The organism is Pseudorhodoplanes sp. (genome assembly GCF_059499825.1).
On the sequence record NZ_JCABZI010000007.1, the window covers coordinates 58,588 to 76,478 of the forward strand.

Sequence of the window (17,891 nt, forward strand, 5' to 3'; positions counted from 1 at the left end):
GATCCTCTGCTGGCCCGAACTGATGGAGATATTGGACCAATCGTTCTGATCCGCGAGCAACGATCTGACATGTTCGTGATACCGACCTGAATGTGACGGGGACCCGTGTCGTTCCACAATTCAGTCGGATACTTATCGCCGGGGCGTCGTCGGACGCAGGCTGACCTGTTCGCGGCGAGTTGGACCTGTCGCTGGCGTCGAAACGAACGCCCCGCCGCGGGGCGCGGCCGGAATGAGTATCTGCCACCCCGTGGTGGCGCCATCGTCGTGGGGCTTGTGGGGGCCCTCACCCAGGCAAAATGGACGATCTCTTGACGCGTGAAATCATTTTTTCTTTCGAACCCTATATCCGTTTGGCCGCCTTTGGCGGCGTGTTCTGTCTCATCGGGATATGGGAGGTCTTCAAGCCACGTCGACAAATGGCCATCCGGCGCGGTTGGCGCTGGCCAAACAACTTCGGCATCATAGCGCTCGACACTTTACTGGTCCGCATCATTTTTCCAACCACGGCTGTCGGCGTTGCGCTTCTGGCTGAGTCCAATGGCATTGGACTGTTCAATATGATTGCGCTCCCGAACTGGGTTGCCGTCTTGGCCTCGGTCGTCATCCTTGACCTCGCGATCTATCTGCAGCACGTGATTTTTCATGCTGTCCCAGTGCTATGGCGCTTGCATCGCATGCATCACACCGATCTCGAGTTCGACGTGAGCACCGGGTTACGCTTTCATCCGATCGAAATTCTTTTATCGATGCTCATCAAATTTGCCGTTATCGCCGCGTTCGGCGTGCCTGCCATCGCCGTATTGATCTTTGAAGTCCTGCTGAACGCAACCTCAATGTTCAATCACGCGAATCTGCGGATCCCCCTTCGCGTCGATCGCATTTTGCGTTGGCTTGTTGTCACACCAGACATGCATCGGGTCCACCATTCGATCCTGCCACTCGAAACCAACAGTAATTTCGGTTTCAATCTGCCCTGGTGGGATCGTCTGTTCCGCACATATCGAGCGCAGCCTGCATCCGGCCACGAGCGCATGACCATTGGGATTGACCAGTTCCGAAACCCGACAGAGCTCAGGCTTGATAGACTGCTGTCCCAGCCTTTTCGGAGCGATGGCATCGCCAACACTCCTGACAAAGAAGACGCCAACCCCAAACCCAAGCATTGACTGCGGCAGACTTTTAACCGCGGTAAAAGCATTCTTGGGATCGCCACATGGCAGATTTTTCAGCCATGCGTGTTTGTTTCAAAGTTGTTTTCCCGACCGAGAGATCAATGCCGGCTCAGTTCAAACAGACAGGCGGGCGTCCGCGAACTGGCCGCAAACTCTGGATTTGGAATCCCGGCTAAGTATTGGAGCGGGTGAAGGGAATCGAACCCTCGTCATCAGCTTGGAAGGCTGTTGCTCTACCATTGAGCTACACCCGCGAGCGAACCCCGCAGCTTTGTGGATCCGTCGGCCCGCTTGTTTTCACAAAATGCCGTCGGAAACAAGACCCTATCCGAGCGTCTGGACCCGGTCTCGGCAGTGTTGCCCCCGGCATAATCGATTGCAGCCCAACCGTCACTTCGCAGCAGGTACCGGCGCGGTTCCGAGCAGGGCTTCGATCGCAAGCCCGAGCGACAGCAGCATCCGGTCGCTACCAGGCGGTCCGTCGATTTCGACCCCGACCGGAAGCCCGCCTTTTGTCATTCCGGCAAACAGCGACAGGCCCGGGATGCCGGCGTTGCTCCCCGGGTCGGTATTGCGGATCATCGTCGCAAATGTCGGCGCCGGCTTGCCGCCGCCGATCGACATGTCGCCAGACCCCTTCTCCGCATCGATTGGGACCGCAGGCGCAGGCGTGGTCGGGAACAGCATGGCGTCGAGCTTGTTGCTCTTGAAGTAATCGGCAAACAGCTTCTGGAGTGCCGGCCGGTGCACCTTCATCGCATCGGGGTAATCCTTGCCGAACACGTCCTTCAGGATCGCGCCGAACGCGCCCTGCACATCCGGACTTTTGATCTGTCCGGCAATATCGGCAATCGTCACGCCCTCGATCCCCGACGCCTTGAGATAGGCCGGGAAGTCCTCCACGGGCTCATGCAGCGCGACGGGAAACGAGACCTTGGCATTCAGGTCTGCGAGCCCCGGCAGGTCGCCGTCAACGAACACCACACCCGCGGTCTCCAACTTGCCGCGCGCTGCCTTCACCACCGCCTCGAGGTCAGGATCGAGTCCGCTCCAGTACGACAGCGGAATGCCGATCCGCTTGCGCTTCAAAGAACGCGCGCTGACAACCCGTGATCCGGTCATCACGGCATCGAGCAAAGCGACGTCAGCGACCGTGCGGCCCATCGGGCCGATGGTGTCGCGGGTGCGGCTGATCGGCACCACGGCATTGGTGTCGTGATAGCGCCGCTCCTTGCCCCCATTTCCGACCGACGGACGAAGGCCTACGGTGCCGGTCAATGCGGCCGGGATGCGCGTCGAGCCGCCGGTGTCGGTGCCGAGACCGGCCGTGACGATGCCGGCGGCGATCGCAGCCGCGCTACCGCCCGACGAGCCGCCAGGGATGCGCGTCATGTCGTGAGGGTTCTTCACGGGGCCCGCAAATGACGCGGCATTGGTCGAGGTGATGCCGAAGGCCAGTTCATGAAGATTGGTCTTGCCTATCACAATGGCGCCGGCATCAATCAGCTTCTGCAGCGACGGCGCATTGGCTTTCGGCCGCGCATTGCGCAACGCCTCGGTGCCACCGGTGGTCGGCATGTCGGCGGTGTTGATATTGTCCTTGACCACGATCGGCAGGCCGGCGAGCGGAGGCAACGGCTGCCCCGCCGCGACCATCGCGTCGATCTTCTGCGCGGACGCGAGCGCCCCCTCGGTGTTGAGGGTAATGAACGCATTGAGGTGCTTCATCTGCTCGGCACGGGCGAGCGCGGCTTTCACCGCATCGGTGGCGGTCATCCGCTTCTCGCGGATCGCAGCGACGATCGCCGTTGCGGTCTCTGGCGTAGCAGCCGGCATTCCCTGGCCCATGGCGGAACTCATGAACGGCAGAACGGAAACGGCCTGGGCTGCCGTGAGACCTGCGACTGCGGTCAGAATGTCACGGCGAGACGCATGCGGCATGGACGGGTCCCTCGATATCGATGGGACAAGTCTACACCGGATTCCGGCTGGATTGGATTGCCAAGCAGGCAACGCTCGCGTGGCAGGCAAAAACTGGTGGAGGGGGCTGGATTCGAACCAGCGTAGGCATAGCCAACGGATTTACAGTCCGTCCCCTTTAGCCACTCGGGCACCCCTCCACGGGAAAAATCGATACGACCGATGATCCTTGGTCGCACCAGGCCGACAAAAGGTTTACCCCGGATCGGCCAGATGTAAAACGCCGCGGCACCTTGGGAAATCCCGAAGGCATCGGACGCGCCGCGCGTTATGGTGGCCAACGCCACTTAAGTCAATGGGAAATCAGGGATATCCACCCGCCTGAGGCGCAGGACAGGCGACGGCCGGAGGCAACTCCCGTCAACAGTATCGGAAGGGATAGCGCAATTCGCACCGCCCCAGCGGCTCTCGCGCGCACCTTCCGTGGCTCGATCTCCTGCCGGGTGCCCGGGACATCAGGATTCTGCCCTGACCGACGACCCTGCTCCCGCGACGGCCGGCTAGACGTATTCGACGCCGACCATGTTGCCCTTGCGCCAGGCGACGCGGCAGGCCTGCCTGTTCCAGCTGCCGACGATCGTGAGCGTGAAATTGTTTGCGACCTCCCTCACATCGGGGACTTCGAGACGAGCCCCGCTGGAGGACAGATCGCGCACAAGGCACTCGATCGGATCCTTGCCTTTGATGTCGATCCTCGCGGCTCGTCGAGTTGGAATACGCGGAGAAATGCGACGCTCGGACATGGCCGGCCTGCAATTTGTTGAAGGTCGTCTGATCGAACCTGCACGCAAAAGGATAAATTACTATTACCGTCGCCTATCATCCATTAACTCGGCGTGAATTTGAAGGAGCAGATTCTTCGCAGTCGTGAGGCGACCGCCGCATTCGATGCAGGCGCGCGTTCGGTCGCGTTATTCGGGACGTCCGTTTCAGCTTTTCCGAAAAATGGCCGGGAACTCGAAGGGAAATCTCAATACCTGTCGGCAACATTAATACAATCGAAGTGACTTTGAAGCCGTCCGGCTAAGACCTGAGCAACCTGTCATGCGAGGTCAAACATGAAGGTCATGGTTTCTGGCACGATTGCGCTGCTGGTGCTGGTTCTGATCGACACAGCCCTTTACCACGGCATGTATACAAAAGCAGGTCGCGTGGTCCTGGACAGGACCGCGTCCGCAATCCTGCGATAACAATGAGCTGAGACGCGCCCAAGAGAGCTTCCGCTCGGGTCGTGATGAATCCAGATTCCCGTCAGCGGCGCAGATGCCGGATTTATGCCCGGGCAAGTCTGTGCCATGAAGGCGCATGAGCGAGCGGAATCGTAAGCCTTCCTTTCGGAAGAAACCGGATTTCAAGCGGGACCGCCGGGATCGTCCGTCGCCCGGGCGAAAGCCTGCGCGCGCGGCAGAGTCCGATACCGCCCTGCTCTATGGCTTTCACACGGTGGAGGCCGCGCTTGCCAATCCGAACCGCCGCATCCGCGCGCTCTACGCGACCGAGAATGCCGCCAAGCGGCTTGCAGCCGATGGCATTGCGCTGAAGGTTACGCCGCAAATCGTGCGGCCGGACGAGATCGCGCGGCGGCTCGGCCCCGACGCTGTCCACAACGGACTCCTCGCCGAAGCCGACCCTCTCGAGGCGCCGGACATTTCCGAACTCGCCGAAGAGGGCATCGTGCTGGTGCTCGACCAGATCACCGACCCGCACAATGTCGGTGCGATCATGCGCAGCGCCGCGGCTTTCGGGGTCAAGGCGCTGGTCACCACCGCGCGGCATTCACCGGAGGTGACCGGCGTGCTCGCGAAATCAGCCTCTGGCGCGCTGGACTATGTGCCGATGGTGACCGTGCCAAATCTGGCCCGGGGGCTCGCAGCCTTGCGCGAGCGCGGCTTTCTGCTTGTCGGGCTCGATAGCGAGGGCGAGGCCGATCTTGCGGCGACCCCGTTGCGCGCACCGCTTGCTCTTGTGCTCGGCGCCGAGGGCAAGGGGTTGCGGCAATTGACGCGGGACACCTGCGACCGCACCGCCCGGCTGGATCTTCCGGGCGCGATCAAAAGTCTCAATGTCTCCAATGCGGCCGCGCTCGCGCTCTATGTCGCGACGACGCGGCTCGCAAGGTAAGCCGTCCTCACCGCCCTTGCGACGGAGAGGTGAGGACGATCGGCCTCGTCAGTTATAGACGCTGATCGGGCCGTGATGCCGCCGGTATGACCGGTGATAATGCCGGCGCGGTGCGTGATAGGCGCCGCGATAGCCGTAGCGGCCGCCGAGACCGGCGACATACGGATAGGCGCCAACGGCGCGCGGTGCGTACCAGATCGGATCGCGGTAATCGGTCAGCGCCGGGCCGGAATAGACCGGACCCTGATTGACCACATATTGCTGCACGATCGGCTGCTGCTGCACGATCACCGGCTGACGCACGATCACGGGCTGCTGCACCACGACCGGGGCTGCCTCCACCACGATCGGCGCAGCCTGCACGGCAAAGCCGGTGCCGCAGCAGCCGGAGCCCGCATAGGCGACGGGCGCGTTGAAAGCGAAACCGGAATTGCAGCATTGGGCATTAGCGGTGCCTGCCGCCGCAATGGTCACCGCCGCAGCGGTAAGGAGGGAAAACGTTACGCGAGACATGTTACGTCCTTCTCGAGGTTAGCAGTTAGCGACGATGGGGCGGGCGTGGCGGAAAGGGAGGACGCGGCCCCTCGCCGCCCCCCCAGGTATTGATTTCGGGACTGATCATCATCGGCGGCGTCGGCGCATATTCCGTCGGCGGCACATCCATGGATTCCGCCGACCACGAGCGGCTGTAAGCTTCCGCAGGCTTCGGCATCGGCCGGTTGGCAGGCGGCTCAACCTCAAGACGGCCCATATGGGGCCTGGTCCCCATTGTTGGAAAATAGCCGACCGGGCGCCGGTAGCGCACCGGCCGCTCGGGCTCGAGCGGCGGCACGTATGGCGACGGATAGACCGTCACGCCGGGCGGAGCGCCCGGCCGGTAGAGACCCCAGTCGCCTGAGACCACGCCCCAGGCGGCATTGTATCCGTTGATCGGCACCGGAACGTTTGGCCGTCCCGGGACGACGAGCACCGGTGCATGATCGGCACGCGCCTCCGCAAGGCCTGCAAATGCAGCCGCTATACCGAGCGCACCCAACGCCCAACGCATACGCGAGAACTCCAGCGCGGGCGCCATTCACGCCCCCTCAGCCTGCCGCATTTATGACGGTGACCGGATGCCCCGCGGTTAACGAGCCGCGTAAATCATGGGTTAGGATTAATTCAAAGTGACCGGACCGGCCGCGCCCGCCCGATGTTGCGCCGCCGGAATGAACCGTCACCGGCCGTTTCGACACCAATGGCAAGAGAGCAATCTCAGCCCGGGCTCAGAACAGGTTTTCAATTCTGGGCCGCGCGATGGAGGCGGTCGTGAGACATTTGTGCGCTATCGTTCTGTCCGGCCTTGTCTTGATCGGCGCTGTGCAAGCTGCACCGGCGCAGACCGCCGAACCAGCACCGCGATTGATATCGGGTCTGATCTGCGACACCCGCGAACAGGCGGAGCGCTTCGTGCTGGTGCTGCGCGACAATGTGGAAAAGGCGATCGGCACCGTGAACACCGAGGCGGGTACGCCGGATGCCTGCATGGTTGCGACCTATGGCTTCATCCCGGGCCAGACCGTGTCGGAGGTCGAGCGCAACGGCGCCTTCGTGGACGTGATCGAAGTGCGCGTGCTCGCGGTCGCCACCGCGGCCGGCCTGCAGATGATCGAACCCAAGATCTATTATTCGGTGATCCAGACCGGCGACCGCAGCGCGTAAATCGCCTGTCGCTTCCATGATCCGTCGTGTGTCTTGCCTTTGCGCATAGCCCGCCTGCCCTCGAGGCGGAACCTCCGCCCATGCCTCGCGTTGCCGCGACAGACAGATTGTCCCGGCATGCGCATTTCGCGACGGCCGGCGGGAGGCCACAATGCGAATGCTGTTCGGAATACTGACCGCCGCCTTGCTGTGTTGCGCGGCCCCGATTGCCAATGCCGAGACGCCCGGGCCGGAGACGCCCGGGCCGGATGAGATCCTGACCGGATCGGGGCTTGTCTGCGATACCAAGGAACAGGCCGAGCGCTTCATCTCCCTGATGGGCGACAATGTCGAGAGCACGCTCCTTGCCGTCAATCGCGAAGCCGGCGACGATCACGCCTGCGTCGTCGCCACCTTCGGTTTCGTCGCCGGGGACAAGGTGGCCGACATCGACAAGGACGGCACTGTGGTGTTCGTACTCGAGGTCAAGGTGATGGCGGTCGCGACCGTCGCCGGATTTCAGCTGGTCGAACCGAAAACCTATTATACTGTGATCGCGTCGAAGCAGCGCAGCGTCTGACGGCTGAAGGCGAACGTCTGGAAGCCACTCCCTGCCGGCATGTTCGCGCTTGATCGAACGAAAAAACGTAGTATTGGCAACGCTGGGCCGGCTTAGCTCAGCGGTAGAGCAGCGGTTTTGTAATTCGGCGAACGCCGTTTGCTGCCGTCGTCTTTTATCCCGAAACATAGCAAAAACATTGAGGAAATGCGCCCTCACCCTCCGTTGTGATCGGCTTCAATTTCGGCCCGTTGGCTATAGTTCGGTAGAAAAATGGTAGAAGCGCCGCTTAAGCTAACCCGGGCTCCCAAAACCGTACCGGCGGCGCCTGGTCCGACCACCACTAAGGTGTGATATTAGTCGGCACCGGCAAAGCCGTTGGGCGCATTTTCCGGCAGAACGTGGTTCTTTTTAAATCCCGATGAATGGTTTTGGGCGTCGACTTCTTCGAAGCTAGGGGCCGCCGACCGTTCTACGGTAACGCCGGAAGCAAAGAGGGGGCGAAGCGGGCCTTTGCGGAGTGCTGGCATGCTGGCTTTTGAACCTAGATTTATCGACCAGCAACCAACCCTGACAGTCAACAGGGATTCGGAAATGACCACGAAGCAAACCGGCCTATCGCTTGCGTTCGGCATCTTGTGGGCAATGTTCATGATCTGGTGGAGCGCGGATTACGCAGTCGCAAACGTCGTCATCTTTGCAGTGATGGGCGTCATCCTCGGCTTCTTGTGGACTTGGTTTATGAAGCACTTTAGATACTTCAAGATCTAGAGCCAGGTAATCGATGCCGGAAAATTCTCGACCGTCGGCGGTTTATGAGGCTGCGGCTGGCGTTCTGGCTTGCCATTATCGGCGCGCCGTAGACGTGCTATGAGCACCAAGACTTTAAGGAAGCGGCCAAGCGTGCGTTTGCAGAGTGCTGGCGTGCCACATGATAGAGAGCGTGTTCAGGATAATCGTGGAGTTCGCTTTCGTTCAGACCGCACGTCAACTGATGCGCCCTTTCGGTGTCCGGCTTCCGGAATGGGTTGAAGTTATATTTGGCCTAATCATATGGTTGAATGTGGGGACCATAGTTTTTGCGCTCTGGATACGATGAGCAAATATCTAGCGGATACAAAAAATTGGACGATTACGGCGGACAAAGAGGCTTCCTGTTGCCGGCGACACAATCATCGCGGCAGAAATCTCCGGTCGCTCCTGCCATGCGATTGAGCTGTTGAGGCGGTATGTCGACGTGGCCATTGAGCGTCGCACGGCCTTTACAGGGAGCAGGCCCCGCTCGATGGCCGCACGTTGCCGAAGCGCTGCCTTGCGCAGAGCCAATCCGTGACCGGGCGGCCACATTAACCCGATGCTGGCCAGCGCGGCCAAGTCGAGGCGATACGGCCTATGGCATTCCGAGGTCGATATTGCGCACGTGGAAACGCGAGCAATTCGAGATCGCAGCACCGCTATCGCAAGGGGCCAATGTTAGGACAGCCCTAACGAACGGACACGCTCCGACTGGGGTCGAACCTTTAGCGCCTGAAAGCCTCAGTTAATGGGCCGCGCACGTAGCTTTTCAAAAATAGAGACTATGTCGAGTTCCGGCTGTGAGACAACCTTGCTGGCCTGTGCGGAGGAGAAAACGAACCCGGGTTTGTCGGCTTGGTGGGGTTCCAGCAACGATGAGATTATTAAGAGCCCCGCTAACAAGCCAGGGCCCACGACGATCAAGTATTGGACAAGCGGAAATGACGAACGCTGCATTCCTCTGCAACACGGCATTGAAGAGGACGTTCCGACTAGCTCGGCGATGCGACGTCTTGGCAGGCCGAGAGGCTTTAAAGTGTTTTAGTGCTGGGGTGACGAACTGCAATGATCACTACATGAAGAGACCCAGGCCCCATGCCTGGTGATTTTCCAGCTGCGAAGGCGGCTCGAGCATGTGGACGTTGCTTGCGGCGATTGCGATCACCTTGTCAGTTTCAACTTTCATCTTTTCGTTGCTCTCTACCGCGCCGGAATCGATAGCGATGGAAGAATCGCCTGGTACTGACCACTAGAGGATCCCCACTGAAGGCATGCGACTCATCTTTCGCCGTTGCCGGGTCTGCTAGAGTTGCTAACCTCATCTCGGCGACAATGCTCGCAGCTTGCCGCTGCCCGCCTCGGTCGGTCGATTTCCCAAATGAGGGTGCCTAGGCGGGCCCAAATTTTGTGGCGGAACGTTGTCAGTATCTCGGCGTCAGCTTAACGGCGACGCCCACCGTCGCCGCTCGCTCCGGATGTCACGCGTCGCTCCTTGGCACCCGTGGCGCTACGGGGCGGGCTTTTCCGAGAGCGGGTCTCTTCAGGCCGAGCCTTTCGCATGACGCCAAATTTTTAGCCAAGCCCGGACTGGCCGCCGCCGTGCCCCCAATGCGGAGCTCAGCTCGAACTCTTGCTGCGGACTGATAAATCCGGCACCTCGATAAAAGGATTTTGGTGCACGGCCTGCGCTCTCAGGTTTACTTGGGATAAAGAGCAGCAAGAATTAATCAGCAGCCGCAAATCCTAGGTTGGGAGAACCGGTTCGATCGATTCCGCGAGCCTCGCCTTCCACGGCGCATCCGGATTCTTGACCTTGATCCAGTGGTTGCAGGCGCCGGACGTGTAGGGCTTGTCGCGACGCTTGGAGACGATCCCCTCGAGACCCATCCGACAGGCGAATTCAAACATCGCGGCGCCGTCCCCGCCTTCCATGTGGTCTGCATAGACCACGCCGCCGGTCGAGCCTTCCAGCAATTCCGCCAGCAGGTCTTTTCGCATCTGGAGCGGCATCGCCTTCAGGTCGAGCGCGCCAAGCAGCAGCAAGTCAAAAGCGATCAGTTGGCAGCGCCTGTCGTGCTTGCGGGAATGCAACAGCTTGAAATCGCCGATGCCGCCCTCGCCCTCGACGACGCCCTCACCGTCCATCACGAAATGCGTGGCCGGCAACCGCAGCGCCGCCTGCACAATCGCGGGATACCGGGATGTCCAGTCATAGCCTCCGCGGGTGAATACCTGGACGGCGTCTCCGGACCGCCGCACAAGCAGCCGGTAGCCGTCCTGCTTCACCTCATGGATCCAGTCCGGCCCGGCCGGGACGGTATCCGCTCTGGTGGGTATTGAGGGTTTGGGAACTTCGGCCGGCCAGCGGCCGATCTCTTTACGCCTGGTCCAACGCATGTCGGCTGGGAGTCTGGGGATGCGCCGAGAGGGTTTCAAGAATGCCGTTTCACCCGACCCGGGCTACTGTTTTGTGGGCTGTCGGCTGGCCATAAGTCCGTCAGGGCACTAAAGGGAAAAGGGGACGCAAATCATCATCAATGTAACGGTACGCTCTGACTGCCTTGCTCTGGCATTGCGAACAGACCAACCGCTTAGTCACCAGCACTAGAGACGCATCGGGTGAAAAGCCCAAGTTCTCAAGGTCGTCCTCGGCGATAGTTGCCGTATGACCGCATCGAAGGCAGTCGATTGCTACTTTACGCATACTGAGTCCGCGGGAACTTCGCAGGTCGAGCGGGTTTTACTTCGGGTCCATCTCTACAATTGACTGTGTGTAGTAGCGTCAGGATTTTCAAGTATGAGTGCGTCCCCGCCACTCGCTCCCGCTCAGGGAGGTCCGATTTATTTAGTGCTGTGCGATTATGGCCCGAAGATTGGCCGGGCCTATCGGGAGACCGACCCCGATGCCGCCAATCGGGGAACCGTTCTCAACCTGCTCATCCGAGGGGAATATTCCGGGCCGGTGCAGGTGCTGGAGGTTGATCTCGAGGCCGGCCGAGCCCGGGACGTGTCGGCCGAGTTCGCCGAGGAAATCATGGAACGGGCCCCGCTGGATGACTTACCGGCTGACGTTGTGATGTTCGCGTCCCTGAGGGCCGGGCTCAAGGTATAGGCTGCTGTCGCCCCCCGTGGACGATCGGGGCCCGCTTCCATCTCACCGAGAGCACGACAGACGGCCGGACTTTCCGAACGTCGGAACTGAGGTTGCACTGGATGATTAAGACTTCATCATCGATGGCGACCACGTAAGAACATGCCGAGGAAGTCTTGGACTGACGACGAGGATGAAGCGCTGAGGAAGGCGGTGGCCGAGGGGGTCAGCCTTCAGCGACTTGCGGTCCGGTTCAGCCGCCCGCAGGGCTCAATCAAGCAACGTGCAGCAGCGCTCGGAATAGAAATCCGACCCATGACCAGGTTGCCAACTTCAGAGCTGCAACATACCGGGATCAGGCTGCCGCAGAAGCGGACGTCGTGAGAGACGCCGCGAAGCAAGCGTTCGCCGAACATCGGCGGTGATGCGAATGAACTCGCACTCCGGCCAAGCATTTAGGTCATTTTTAAAAGTCCGATCCGTGAAGAAGGCGTACCACCGTCCTAGGCGACGTTCCTGAGGGGGACACGTCGCTCGCTCGTCCCGGCGCTATCCCGCCAGGCCCAGCGCCGGGACGGGCCCAAAAAGAGGCCCAGCTGGGAGGAGCCAGATGAGCCCAAAGTGCGCGGATGCTCCGCAACAAGACGGCGGGGTGAGAATGTGTTCCATTCCTCAATAAAAAAACCCAGCTGACACCGGGGGGATGATCAGCTGAGCGTCTTATTGGAGAGTTCATACGACTGGCCGAATAAAGCCTTTTTTCGTTCCTGCGTTTTTAGAATTCTCGCCCGCAGGGTTGTGCCGGCGCAGCGCTAGTGGCTAGCGAAGTGAACACTCAACTTGCATCATCGTACCACAGGCGGGTCAAGACTTGCAGCCGCACGCCTTTGAAGGTTAGGGTTCCGCCTGCGGTGGAACAGGAGCGGCGTCATGGGTAAGAGAGCCCCTGAGATTGAGCACACGCTAAACCGATTACATTCCGATATCGAGCAGCAGCGGCACACAGTCGATCGTCTGAAATCGAATGGGCACGTCACAGATGACGCGGAGAAGTATCTTGGCGAACTGCTCGCCTCTGCGCGTGTGATGGGGTCGCCGCTTGTTCAGCCGGAATAGTGCGCTGCCTACGGCCTAGCGCATTCAACAGTTCCATTGCGACGTGAAGGAACGTGCGGAATCGACCGCCCCCTCCTTCAACTCGCGCCGCCATTCCTTCGCGAACACATTACCAAGAGGCAAATGGAAACTAGCTAAACTCGTCGGGTCTAACGCCCACGGTCAACATTTCGGCGGCTACCGAGACGATCCAACACTGTCGGCCATCGCAGCACCCCGCTCTCCTAAAGGTTTCTTTGTTCCTTCGGTGGTGTCTTGCGCAGTTTGATGCTCTATCTCGGCATTAATTTCTGCCCCTAACAAGACCGCAATACAAGTGAGCCACAGCCACATCATTAGTCCAATACCAGCTCCCAGGGAGCCATCCGTTTCGTTGTAATTGGCGAAATTGGATAAGTACCAAGAAAACAATGCAGACCCAGCTACCCACAATAAAGTTGCTACTACGGCACCCACGCTGAGCCAGCGCCACTGAGCATCGTCGCGACTCGGTCCAAACCGATAGAGCAGCGCCAGCCCCAGCGCGATGATCAGCATGATTGCTGGCCAACGTAGCAGCGCCAAAGTCCATTCAAATGTGCCTTGCATTCCTACCCAAGCAAAAATCACCGGCAGCACAACCACCGCCCCGACCGCAAGAAGAAGGAAGCTCAGTAGTACCACGGTCATTGCCAGAGAGATCAGGTTCAAACGAATAACCAGGGTGGTCGGGCAGGCTTGTGTTACGGAACGCGCTCGGGCGATAGGCCAAGGCCGAAGGTGGAGCTTGAGCGCGTTGAGCGATACGTCGCGACGATACACAGTGAGAAAGACAAGTTGGGCCGCGACCGATCGCTAGCCTTTAACATGTGTCCGCCGTCTACAGGCGGCGCTCTGTCCGCGAGGTGAAGTAGCGCGTTTCGCAGCACCTCGCGGTGGGGTCCAAACGACTGTTTTAATGATGGCGTAGTGATCGGTGGCTCCGGTCGGCGTCGAAAATTTCGTAATCGAGTCGATCCCTCAAATCCGCCAGCTCGGCGAAAAGCACCCCAGCTTTGTCATATTGGCTTGACGCGTTGGATGTGAGGCGAACAGTGCGGTCCGGTCGACGCAACATGAGGCCATTAGCCGTAGTCCCGCAGTGCTTTGGTTGCGCATGGAAGCTCCTGCCGATTGACGTTCGCCAATTCGGTTCAGGCGTTAGCGTTCCTTAACTGCGGTGCAATTCACGAAGAAAATGTGCCCTTTAACTGGAACGCTGCAGTCACAACTTCGTTTGATTGCCGGTTACAAAACAAAGGAGTTTCATTCAATGAAAAAGCTCATCTTGGCTTCCGCCCTCACCGTAGCATTCGCCGGCGCCGCGTTCGCACAAACCACTGAGTATTACGTGGTGCAGGATGTGAAGACGAAGCGCTGCACGATTGTGAACGAGCGTCCGAAGACCACCACTGAATTTACAGTTCTTGGCACAACCGTGTTCAAGACCCAAGCCGAAGCTCAGGCCGGAATGAAGACGATTAAGGTCTGCGAATCGAACTAACGCGACGAGAAGACCCGTCGGGGGGCTGCCTTTCGCAGCTCCCCGTCTTTTCTCAGCATCAAATTTCGCGCGCCGGCGCGCGGGGCAAAGCCAACTCAGAAAAATCGCAACTTCCCCGAGTGACTTTGGACCCCGCGGGTCCCAAACGGCTTGAAGGCTGCTAGATCTTAGGGCCTTAGAAGCCGCCTTCGCTCGGCTCTACAAGCCCGCCCCTGTGTTCGCATCACCTTGAAGCATACGAGGCCGGGACGGGCAGCGACAGGATTGCGAGGAATGTCGCCAAGTAAAGCGTTGAACAAACAACAAGAACTCCAAACACAAAAAGGAGCATTACCAGGATGAGCGAGACCGAAACCACGAGCCGGACCGATACCGGGTCGGCCCAAACCGCGGGTTCATCCTCCTACATTGGCACCCGATCAGGCGTTCCGCAGAAGGCATGGGACGCGATCCAGCGCAACACCTCGTCAGAATCCGCTGCGGCAGCGCCGTATAAGACTGGCGCTCGTCGGACATCCCGGGCGAGAGTTCTATGCGTCAGAGCTTGGCGAGGTACGCCTATCCGCTGCACCGGCACGGCGCCAGCGCCGGCCATCGTGAGGACTGCCGATATCGCGGCGAAAGGATTAGGCCGGGTGGCCGGGGGCGTGGTGTGGATCGCAGGGCCAACAGCCGGCTAATGGCCGGTGGGGAGAAAAGTTAGCGGGGGAAAGAACCTTGGAATACCGAGTAAACAAGCTCCAACAACGACGGCCACGAAAAGCGCACCCAGCACAAGCGTCGTCAATCTCGGTGGATCGGTGGGTTCTGCCATGGCAAATGCTCGCAGTTCCGGCCCGCGCCGCGCGATTTCACTCTAGCTTCTCGGAACGTCGTTCATCCCTATGCAATTGCCATCCGCAACGACAGCGGGAAGCAAAATGCCTGAGAAGGCGAGAAGGCACAAAGCCCACATCAATTGGTTCGAAGCCATTCTAACGGGCGATCAGACACCTTACGAAAAACTATACCCGGAACAGATGCGGGAACAAGAACGCGCAGCGCTCATGCGCCTGTATAGCAGTGAACAGCCCGCGCAGATCAAGCATACCTTCCTGCCGTTGATGCTATAGGCGGCGCTCAGCCTCCGACTACGGCCGGATTGCGGCATCTGTCGTAGTTGCGTTGCAATAGCCCCGATCCGGCCCTTGGTAGCCGTTGGGCGTTTGTACGGCTTTCGGCCAAAACCAAAATGTGTTAGGTACTGCGCGACCTGCCCTCACAGGGACACCATGAGCCTAGTTGGACGGCGCATATGTGAAAGTTTATTGACAGAGGGAGCATAACCAAGGGATCACCGTGGTTCACTAGGATCAGTGAGCGCATGATCCAACAAATACTGGCGTTTTGCAGTTCCGACACGACAGCGTTCTGGCTGGTAGTCGGCAGCGATCTCTCTATCGCGCTCGCATATTTCGCCATCCCAATCACCATGGCCGTCGTGCTGCGGGATAGACGGGACGATATCCCCTACCCTTGGCTATGGCTGCTGTTTGTGACCTTTATTGTAGCCTGCGGCCTCACACATCTAGTCCATGTGTGGTCGGCGGTCATGGGCGCAGGTTATCTGAAACTACATGCCATTATAGGTTCGCTCACTGCAGCCGCGTCGGTCGCCACCGCAATCGCGTTCATCTTTATCCTGCCGCAGATCCGGGATTTACCGTCACCGGCTCGGCAGAGAAGCAGACTGCAAAGTCTTGTTGCCGAGCGCACGAAACAGAAAGACGTCCTGATCCGGGAAATTCATCACCGGATCGGCAATCAGCTGCAGATCATCCATTCGCTCATCAACATCGAAGAACGCAAAACAGAAGACCGAATCTGCCGCGACGCGCTCGAACGGATCAAGGCAGAAGTCAGCAAAATGTCCGAAGAGCATCGGCAGAAGTCCGTGCGTGATTATCTCGACGAGGCCGAACGACGGCATATCAATGCGCCGTTATCGCAGGGCGGTGTTGCGATTGAACTGATGGGCGGCGTGGCGCGCGCTATCGACGCCTGAGCTGACCCTGTCTCTGGCTCTGAAGACGGGCCCAGTGCACGCTGAACGCTTGCCTGCCCGTTTTCCGCACATTAACCACGGAGGTCTTTTCGGAGGCCGTTGTGAATGTGGGTTGCAGCAATGGCGGCATGGCCGAACGCCACCGCTAACTGGTCGAGCTGTGATGCCACATCGCCGGCTGCGTACAGCCCCGGGACAGAGGTTTGCTGGTGTTTATCCACCAGCAGCGCGCCGTCTGCGTCTGTCTCGGCTCCCAAGCCGGTGGCAAGAGGCGACTGCGGACTGCAGCCCAGGGCTGGGTAAACCAGATCGAACTCATAGCTCTCAGACGAGTCGAGGACGACGGCCATCTTGTTCCGTCGCAATATTGCTTTTGCGCGGCGGGTCACGATCCTGATCTGGCCATTGCCTGCGTCGTCCTCGCCTCGCTCAACCTCCGGGCAAATGACTGTGACGTCTGTCGAATAGGTCTCACAAGCATGGCCTTCGCGATTGCTGATTTTGCCGGGCCGATGACGCAGATCCGCTTATCCTTCCCTTCATACGCATCGCAGACCGAACAGTAGCCAAGCTGCCCGCTCTGTAACGCACCGGGGATATCCTCCAGAGGGAGAACGTGGTCGATGATACCCGTCGCCAGGATGACCCGCCTTGCCCGGACCGTCCCATGTTCATGAACGGCGTCGAAATGGTCGCCGTTGCTTGCAAGAGCGAGCACCCGGCTTTTGACGATGCTGGCGCCAAATTTGAGTGCTTGCTGCTCGAGCGCGCGAAGCAAAGCCGGCCCGCTTATGCCGTCCGGATAGCCGGGAGCGTTATGACTGGCGGGGATGAGCGAAGCGCGGCTTGCCCGGCCGTGAAAAACCAAGACGTCGCGCATAAACCGGGCAGGATAGGTCCCGGCGCAGAGACCGGCGGGCCCGGCACCGATCACGGGCAGTCGATCAGCTTGTCCCGCATAGCGTCTCCTGCCGTTCGTTTAGCTGAGATCCGTCAGATACAGTTATTTGCGCACAAGAAAGCGCTGGCGGCGGGGTCGTAAAAGCTATTTCTGGCGTCGCCAGGCCGAGGTCCGTGGCGCGCCGCCTATATTTCAACGATCCCAATATTTTCGGAACTAGGGCTACCCGGCAACATTGAGATTACTCCAGCTCATCCGATTACGCATTTCAGCAGGGGGTTCCCCATGTATCATCACGTCAAAAAACTCATGTACACGGTCCGCGTGGACGAGCCCGACCCCCGCTTCGGCAACATGCTGCTGGAACAGTTTGGCGGCGCGAATGGGGAGCTCGCAGCCGCAATGCAGTATTCAATCCAGGGGCTCAACTGCGAAGACCCGGGCCGCAAAGACCTGCTGATGGATATTGGCACCGAGGAACTGAGCCATCTAGAAATCGTGGGCACGCTTGCTCGCATGCATCTGAAACCCATGAAGTCGATCCGCGAAGAGGCCGAGGCCGATCCGCTGATCGCCATTGCCGGCGGCGGCGGCGTGAATCTCTTCAACTCGCAGGGCAATCCGTGGACCGCCGACTACCTGAAAATCACCGGTGAACTCGACGTTGATCTGCGCAGCAATATCGCGGCCGAGGCGCGCGCAAAAATCGTCTATGAGCGGCTGATCAATTTCTGCCGGGATTCCGGCACGAAAGACGCGCTTCAGTTCCTCATGACCCGAGAAATCACACATATGAAGGCCTTCGCCGCCGCGCTCGAAACGATGGGCAAACCGCCGTTCACGATTGGGCGCATCGCGCCCACGCCGGGGCTTGTCGATCAGTTTTTCAACGACTCCACCGGTGAGG

The 17,891-nt window shown here is 59.6% G+C and carries 19 protein-coding genes and 2 tRNA genes; 11 read left to right on the plus strand and 10 right to left on the minus strand.

The genetic code is table 11. The annotated features are described in order from the left end of the window. The first annotated feature begins 299 nt into the window (after window positions 1-299). Window positions 300-1,169 carry a sterol desaturase family protein gene (locus AC5I5I_RS11050; protein ID WP_495972868.1) on the plus strand — a complete coding sequence of 290 codons (870 nt, stop codon included), beginning with the start codon at window positions 300-302 and terminating at the stop codon, window positions 1,167-1,169. A 186-nt stretch (window positions 1,170-1,355) separates the two neighbouring features. Here AC5I5I_RS11050 and AC5I5I_RS11055 read toward each other — a convergent pair. The 4 genes from AC5I5I_RS11055 to AC5I5I_RS11070 all read right to left on the minus strand — a co-directional run bounded on the left by AC5I5I_RS11055 (window position 1,356) and on the right by AC5I5I_RS11070 (window position 3,898). Continuing rightward, window positions 1,356-1,429 (minus strand) — tRNA-Gly (locus AC5I5I_RS11055). Between the two features lie 136 nt (window positions 1,430-1,565). Beyond that, window positions 1,566-3,116 carry an indoleacetamide hydrolase gene (gene iaaH, locus AC5I5I_RS11060; protein ID WP_495972870.1) on the minus strand — a complete coding sequence of 517 codons (1,551 nt, stop codon included), beginning with the start codon at window positions 3,114-3,116 and terminating at the stop codon, window positions 1,566-1,568. A gap of 94 nt (window positions 3,117-3,210) precedes the next feature. Next, a tRNA-Tyr gene (locus AC5I5I_RS11065) sits at window positions 3,211-3,295 on the minus strand. Window positions 3,296-3,655: 360 nt separating this feature from the next. Continuing rightward, a complete protein-coding gene (locus AC5I5I_RS11070) occupies window positions 3,656-3,898 on the minus strand; it encodes a PilZ domain-containing protein (RefSeq protein ID WP_495972872.1) in 243 nt (80 codons plus the stop codon). Between the two features lie 315 nt (window positions 3,899-4,213). Between AC5I5I_RS11070 and AC5I5I_RS11075 the strand changes: the two genes are divergently transcribed. Together AC5I5I_RS11075 and rlmB are read left to right on the plus strand one after the other, a co-directional pair. After that, window positions 4,214-4,345 carry a hypothetical protein gene (locus AC5I5I_RS11075; protein WP_495972874.1) on the plus strand — a complete coding sequence of 44 codons (132 nt, stop codon included), beginning with the start codon at window positions 4,214-4,216 and terminating at the stop codon, window positions 4,343-4,345. A gap of 115 nt (window positions 4,346-4,460) precedes the next feature. Continuing rightward, window positions 4,461-5,276: a 23S rRNA (guanosine(2251)-2'-O)-methyltransferase RlmB gene (gene rlmB / locus AC5I5I_RS11080; RefSeq protein ID WP_495972876.1), complete on the plus strand. Its 816-nt coding sequence runs from the start codon at window positions 4,461-4,463 to the stop codon at window positions 5,274-5,276. Window positions 5,277-5,324: 48 nt separating this feature from the next. Here rlmB and AC5I5I_RS11085 read toward each other — a convergent pair whose 3' ends face one another. Then, window positions 5,325-5,789 (minus strand): hypothetical protein, encoded by a 465-nt coding sequence (locus AC5I5I_RS11085; protein ID WP_495972878.1) that lies wholly within the window; start codon window positions 5,787-5,789, stop codon window positions 5,325-5,327. A 25-nt stretch (window positions 5,790-5,814) separates the two neighbouring features. Then, on the minus strand, window positions 5,815-6,324 hold the full coding sequence (locus AC5I5I_RS11090; protein WP_495972880.1) for a hypothetical protein: 510 nt from the start codon (window positions 6,322-6,324) through the stop codon (window positions 5,815-5,817). A gap of 260 nt (window positions 6,325-6,584) precedes the next feature. On the opposite strand from AC5I5I_RS11090, the gene AC5I5I_RS11095 reads away from it, so the two are divergent. The 3 genes from AC5I5I_RS11095 (at window position 6,585) to AC5I5I_RS11105 (ending at window position 8,286) form a co-directional block, all read left to right on the plus strand. Further along, window positions 6,585-6,977 (plus strand): hypothetical protein, encoded by a 393-nt coding sequence (locus tag AC5I5I_RS11095; RefSeq protein ID WP_495972882.1) that lies wholly within the window; start codon window positions 6,585-6,587, stop codon window positions 6,975-6,977. A gap of 151 nt (window positions 6,978-7,128) precedes the next feature. After that, on the plus strand, window positions 7,129-7,536 hold the full coding sequence (locus tag AC5I5I_RS11100; protein WP_495972884.1) for a hypothetical protein: 408 nt from the start codon (window positions 7,129-7,131) through the stop codon (window positions 7,534-7,536). Between the two features lie 573 nt (window positions 7,537-8,109). Next, window positions 8,110-8,286, plus strand: coding sequence for a hypothetical protein (locus tag AC5I5I_RS11105; protein ID WP_495972886.1), 177 nt, complete (start codon window positions 8,110-8,112; stop codon window positions 8,284-8,286). Window positions 8,287-10,053: 1,767 nt separating this feature from the next. On the opposite strand, the gene AC5I5I_RS11110 is transcribed toward AC5I5I_RS11105, so the two are convergent. After that, window positions 10,054-10,707 (minus strand): ATP-dependent DNA ligase, encoded by a 654-nt coding sequence (locus tag AC5I5I_RS11110; protein ID WP_495972888.1) that lies wholly within the window; start codon window positions 10,705-10,707, stop codon window positions 10,054-10,056. A gap of 451 nt (window positions 10,708-11,158) precedes the next feature. Between AC5I5I_RS11110 and AC5I5I_RS11115 the strand changes: the two genes are divergently transcribed. After that, complete coding sequence (locus AC5I5I_RS11115) at window positions 11,159-11,422, plus strand: hypothetical protein (protein WP_495972890.1); 264 nt, start codon at window positions 11,159-11,161, stop codon at window positions 11,420-11,422. 1,272 nt (window positions 11,423-12,694) lie between these two features. Here AC5I5I_RS11115 and AC5I5I_RS11120 read toward each other — a convergent pair. Beyond that, entirely contained in the window at window positions 12,695-13,318 is a 624-nt protein-coding gene (locus AC5I5I_RS11120) for a YihY/virulence factor BrkB family protein (RefSeq protein ID WP_495972892.1), read from the minus strand. 490 nt (window positions 13,319-13,808) lie between these two features. Here AC5I5I_RS11120 and AC5I5I_RS11125 point away from each other — a divergent pair, with 490 nt between their 5' ends. The 3 genes from AC5I5I_RS11125 to AC5I5I_RS11135 all read left to right on the plus strand — a co-directional run bounded on the left by AC5I5I_RS11125 (window position 13,809) and on the right by AC5I5I_RS11135 (window position 16,083). Then, window positions 13,809-14,039 (plus strand): hypothetical protein, encoded by a 231-nt coding sequence (locus AC5I5I_RS11125; protein ID WP_495972894.1) that lies wholly within the window; start codon window positions 13,809-13,811, stop codon window positions 14,037-14,039. A gap of 920 nt (window positions 14,040-14,959) precedes the next feature. Further along, window positions 14,960-15,151 (plus strand): hypothetical protein, encoded by a 192-nt coding sequence (locus AC5I5I_RS11130; protein ID WP_495972896.1) that lies wholly within the window; start codon window positions 14,960-14,962, stop codon window positions 15,149-15,151. Between the two features lie 251 nt (window positions 15,152-15,402). After that, the gene (locus tag AC5I5I_RS11135) at window positions 15,403-16,083 is read left to right on the plus strand and encodes a histidine kinase dimerization/phosphoacceptor domain -containing protein (protein ID WP_495972898.1); all 681 of its coding nucleotides are present in this window, start codon (window positions 15,403-15,405) and stop codon (window positions 16,081-16,083) included. A 71-nt stretch (window positions 16,084-16,154) separates the two neighbouring features. Here AC5I5I_RS11135 and AC5I5I_RS11140 read toward each other — a convergent pair whose 3' ends face one another. Continuing rightward, window positions 16,155-16,433: an FAD-dependent oxidoreductase gene (locus AC5I5I_RS11140; RefSeq protein WP_495972900.1), complete on the minus strand. Its 279-nt coding sequence runs from the start codon at window positions 16,431-16,433 to the stop codon at window positions 16,155-16,157. A 35-nt stretch (window positions 16,434-16,468) separates the two neighbouring features. Then, the gene (locus AC5I5I_RS11145) at window positions 16,469-17,017 is read right to left on the minus strand and encodes an NAD(P)/FAD-dependent oxidoreductase (RefSeq protein WP_495972902.1); all 549 of its coding nucleotides are present in this window, start codon (window positions 17,015-17,017) and stop codon (window positions 16,469-16,471) included. Window positions 17,018-17,269: 252 nt separating this feature from the next. On the opposite strand from AC5I5I_RS11145, the gene AC5I5I_RS11150 reads away from it, so the two are divergent. Next, window positions 17,270-17,891, plus strand: a 622-nt coding sequence (locus AC5I5I_RS11150) for a manganese catalase family protein (RefSeq protein WP_495972904.1), incomplete at its 3' end; no start/stop codon positions are given.

Excerpts from the sequence above, each read along its gene's own strand:
- AC5I5I_RS11105 (WP_495972886.1), top strand. The coding sequence starts at position 8,110 with ATGACCACGAAGCAAACCGGCCTATCGCTTGCGTTCGGCATCTTGTGG.
- AC5I5I_RS11050 (WP_495972868.1), top strand. The coding sequence starts at position 300 with ATGGACGATCTCTTGACGCGTGAAATCATTTTTTCTTTCGAACCCTAT.
- AC5I5I_RS11075 (WP_495972874.1), top strand. The coding sequence starts at position 4,214 with ATGAAGGTCATGGTTTCTGGCACGATTGCGCTGCTGGTGCTGGTTCTG.
- AC5I5I_RS11140 (WP_495972900.1), bottom strand. The coding sequence starts at position 16,433 with ATGGCCGTCGTCCTCGACTCGTCTGAGAGCTATGAGTTCGATCTGGTT.
- AC5I5I_RS11125 (WP_495972894.1), top strand. The coding sequence starts at position 13,809 with ATGAAAAAGCTCATCTTGGCTTCCGCCCTCACCGTAGCATTCGCCGGC.
- AC5I5I_RS11090 (WP_495972880.1), bottom strand. The coding sequence starts at position 6,324 with ATGCGTTGGGCGTTGGGTGCGCTCGGTATAGCGGCTGCATTTGCAGGC.
- AC5I5I_RS11110 (WP_495972888.1), bottom strand. The coding sequence starts at position 10,707 with ATGCGTTGGACCAGGCGTAAAGAGATCGGCCGCTGGCCGGCCGAAGTT.
- AC5I5I_RS11100 (WP_495972884.1), top strand. The coding sequence starts at position 7,129 with ATGCGAATGCTGTTCGGAATACTGACCGCCGCCTTGCTGTGTTGCGCG.
- AC5I5I_RS11070 (WP_495972872.1), bottom strand. The coding sequence starts at position 3,898 with ATGTCCGAGCGTCGCATTTCTCCGCGTATTCCAACTCGACGAGCCGCG.
- AC5I5I_RS11085 (WP_495972878.1), bottom strand. The coding sequence starts at position 5,789 with ATGTCTCGCGTAACGTTTTCCCTCCTTACCGCTGCGGCGGTGACCATT.
- rlmB (WP_495972876.1), top strand. The coding sequence starts at position 4,461 with ATGAGCGAGCGGAATCGTAAGCCTTCCTTTCGGAAGAAACCGGATTTC.
- iaaH (WP_495972870.1), bottom strand. The coding sequence starts at position 3,116 with ATGCCGCATGCGTCTCGCCGTGACATTCTGACCGCAGTCGCAGGTCTC.
- AC5I5I_RS11130 (WP_495972896.1), top strand. The coding sequence starts at position 14,960 with ATGCCTGAGAAGGCGAGAAGGCACAAAGCCCACATCAATTGGTTCGAA.
- AC5I5I_RS11135 (WP_495972898.1), top strand. The coding sequence starts at position 15,403 with ATGATCCAACAAATACTGGCGTTTTGCAGTTCCGACACGACAGCGTTC.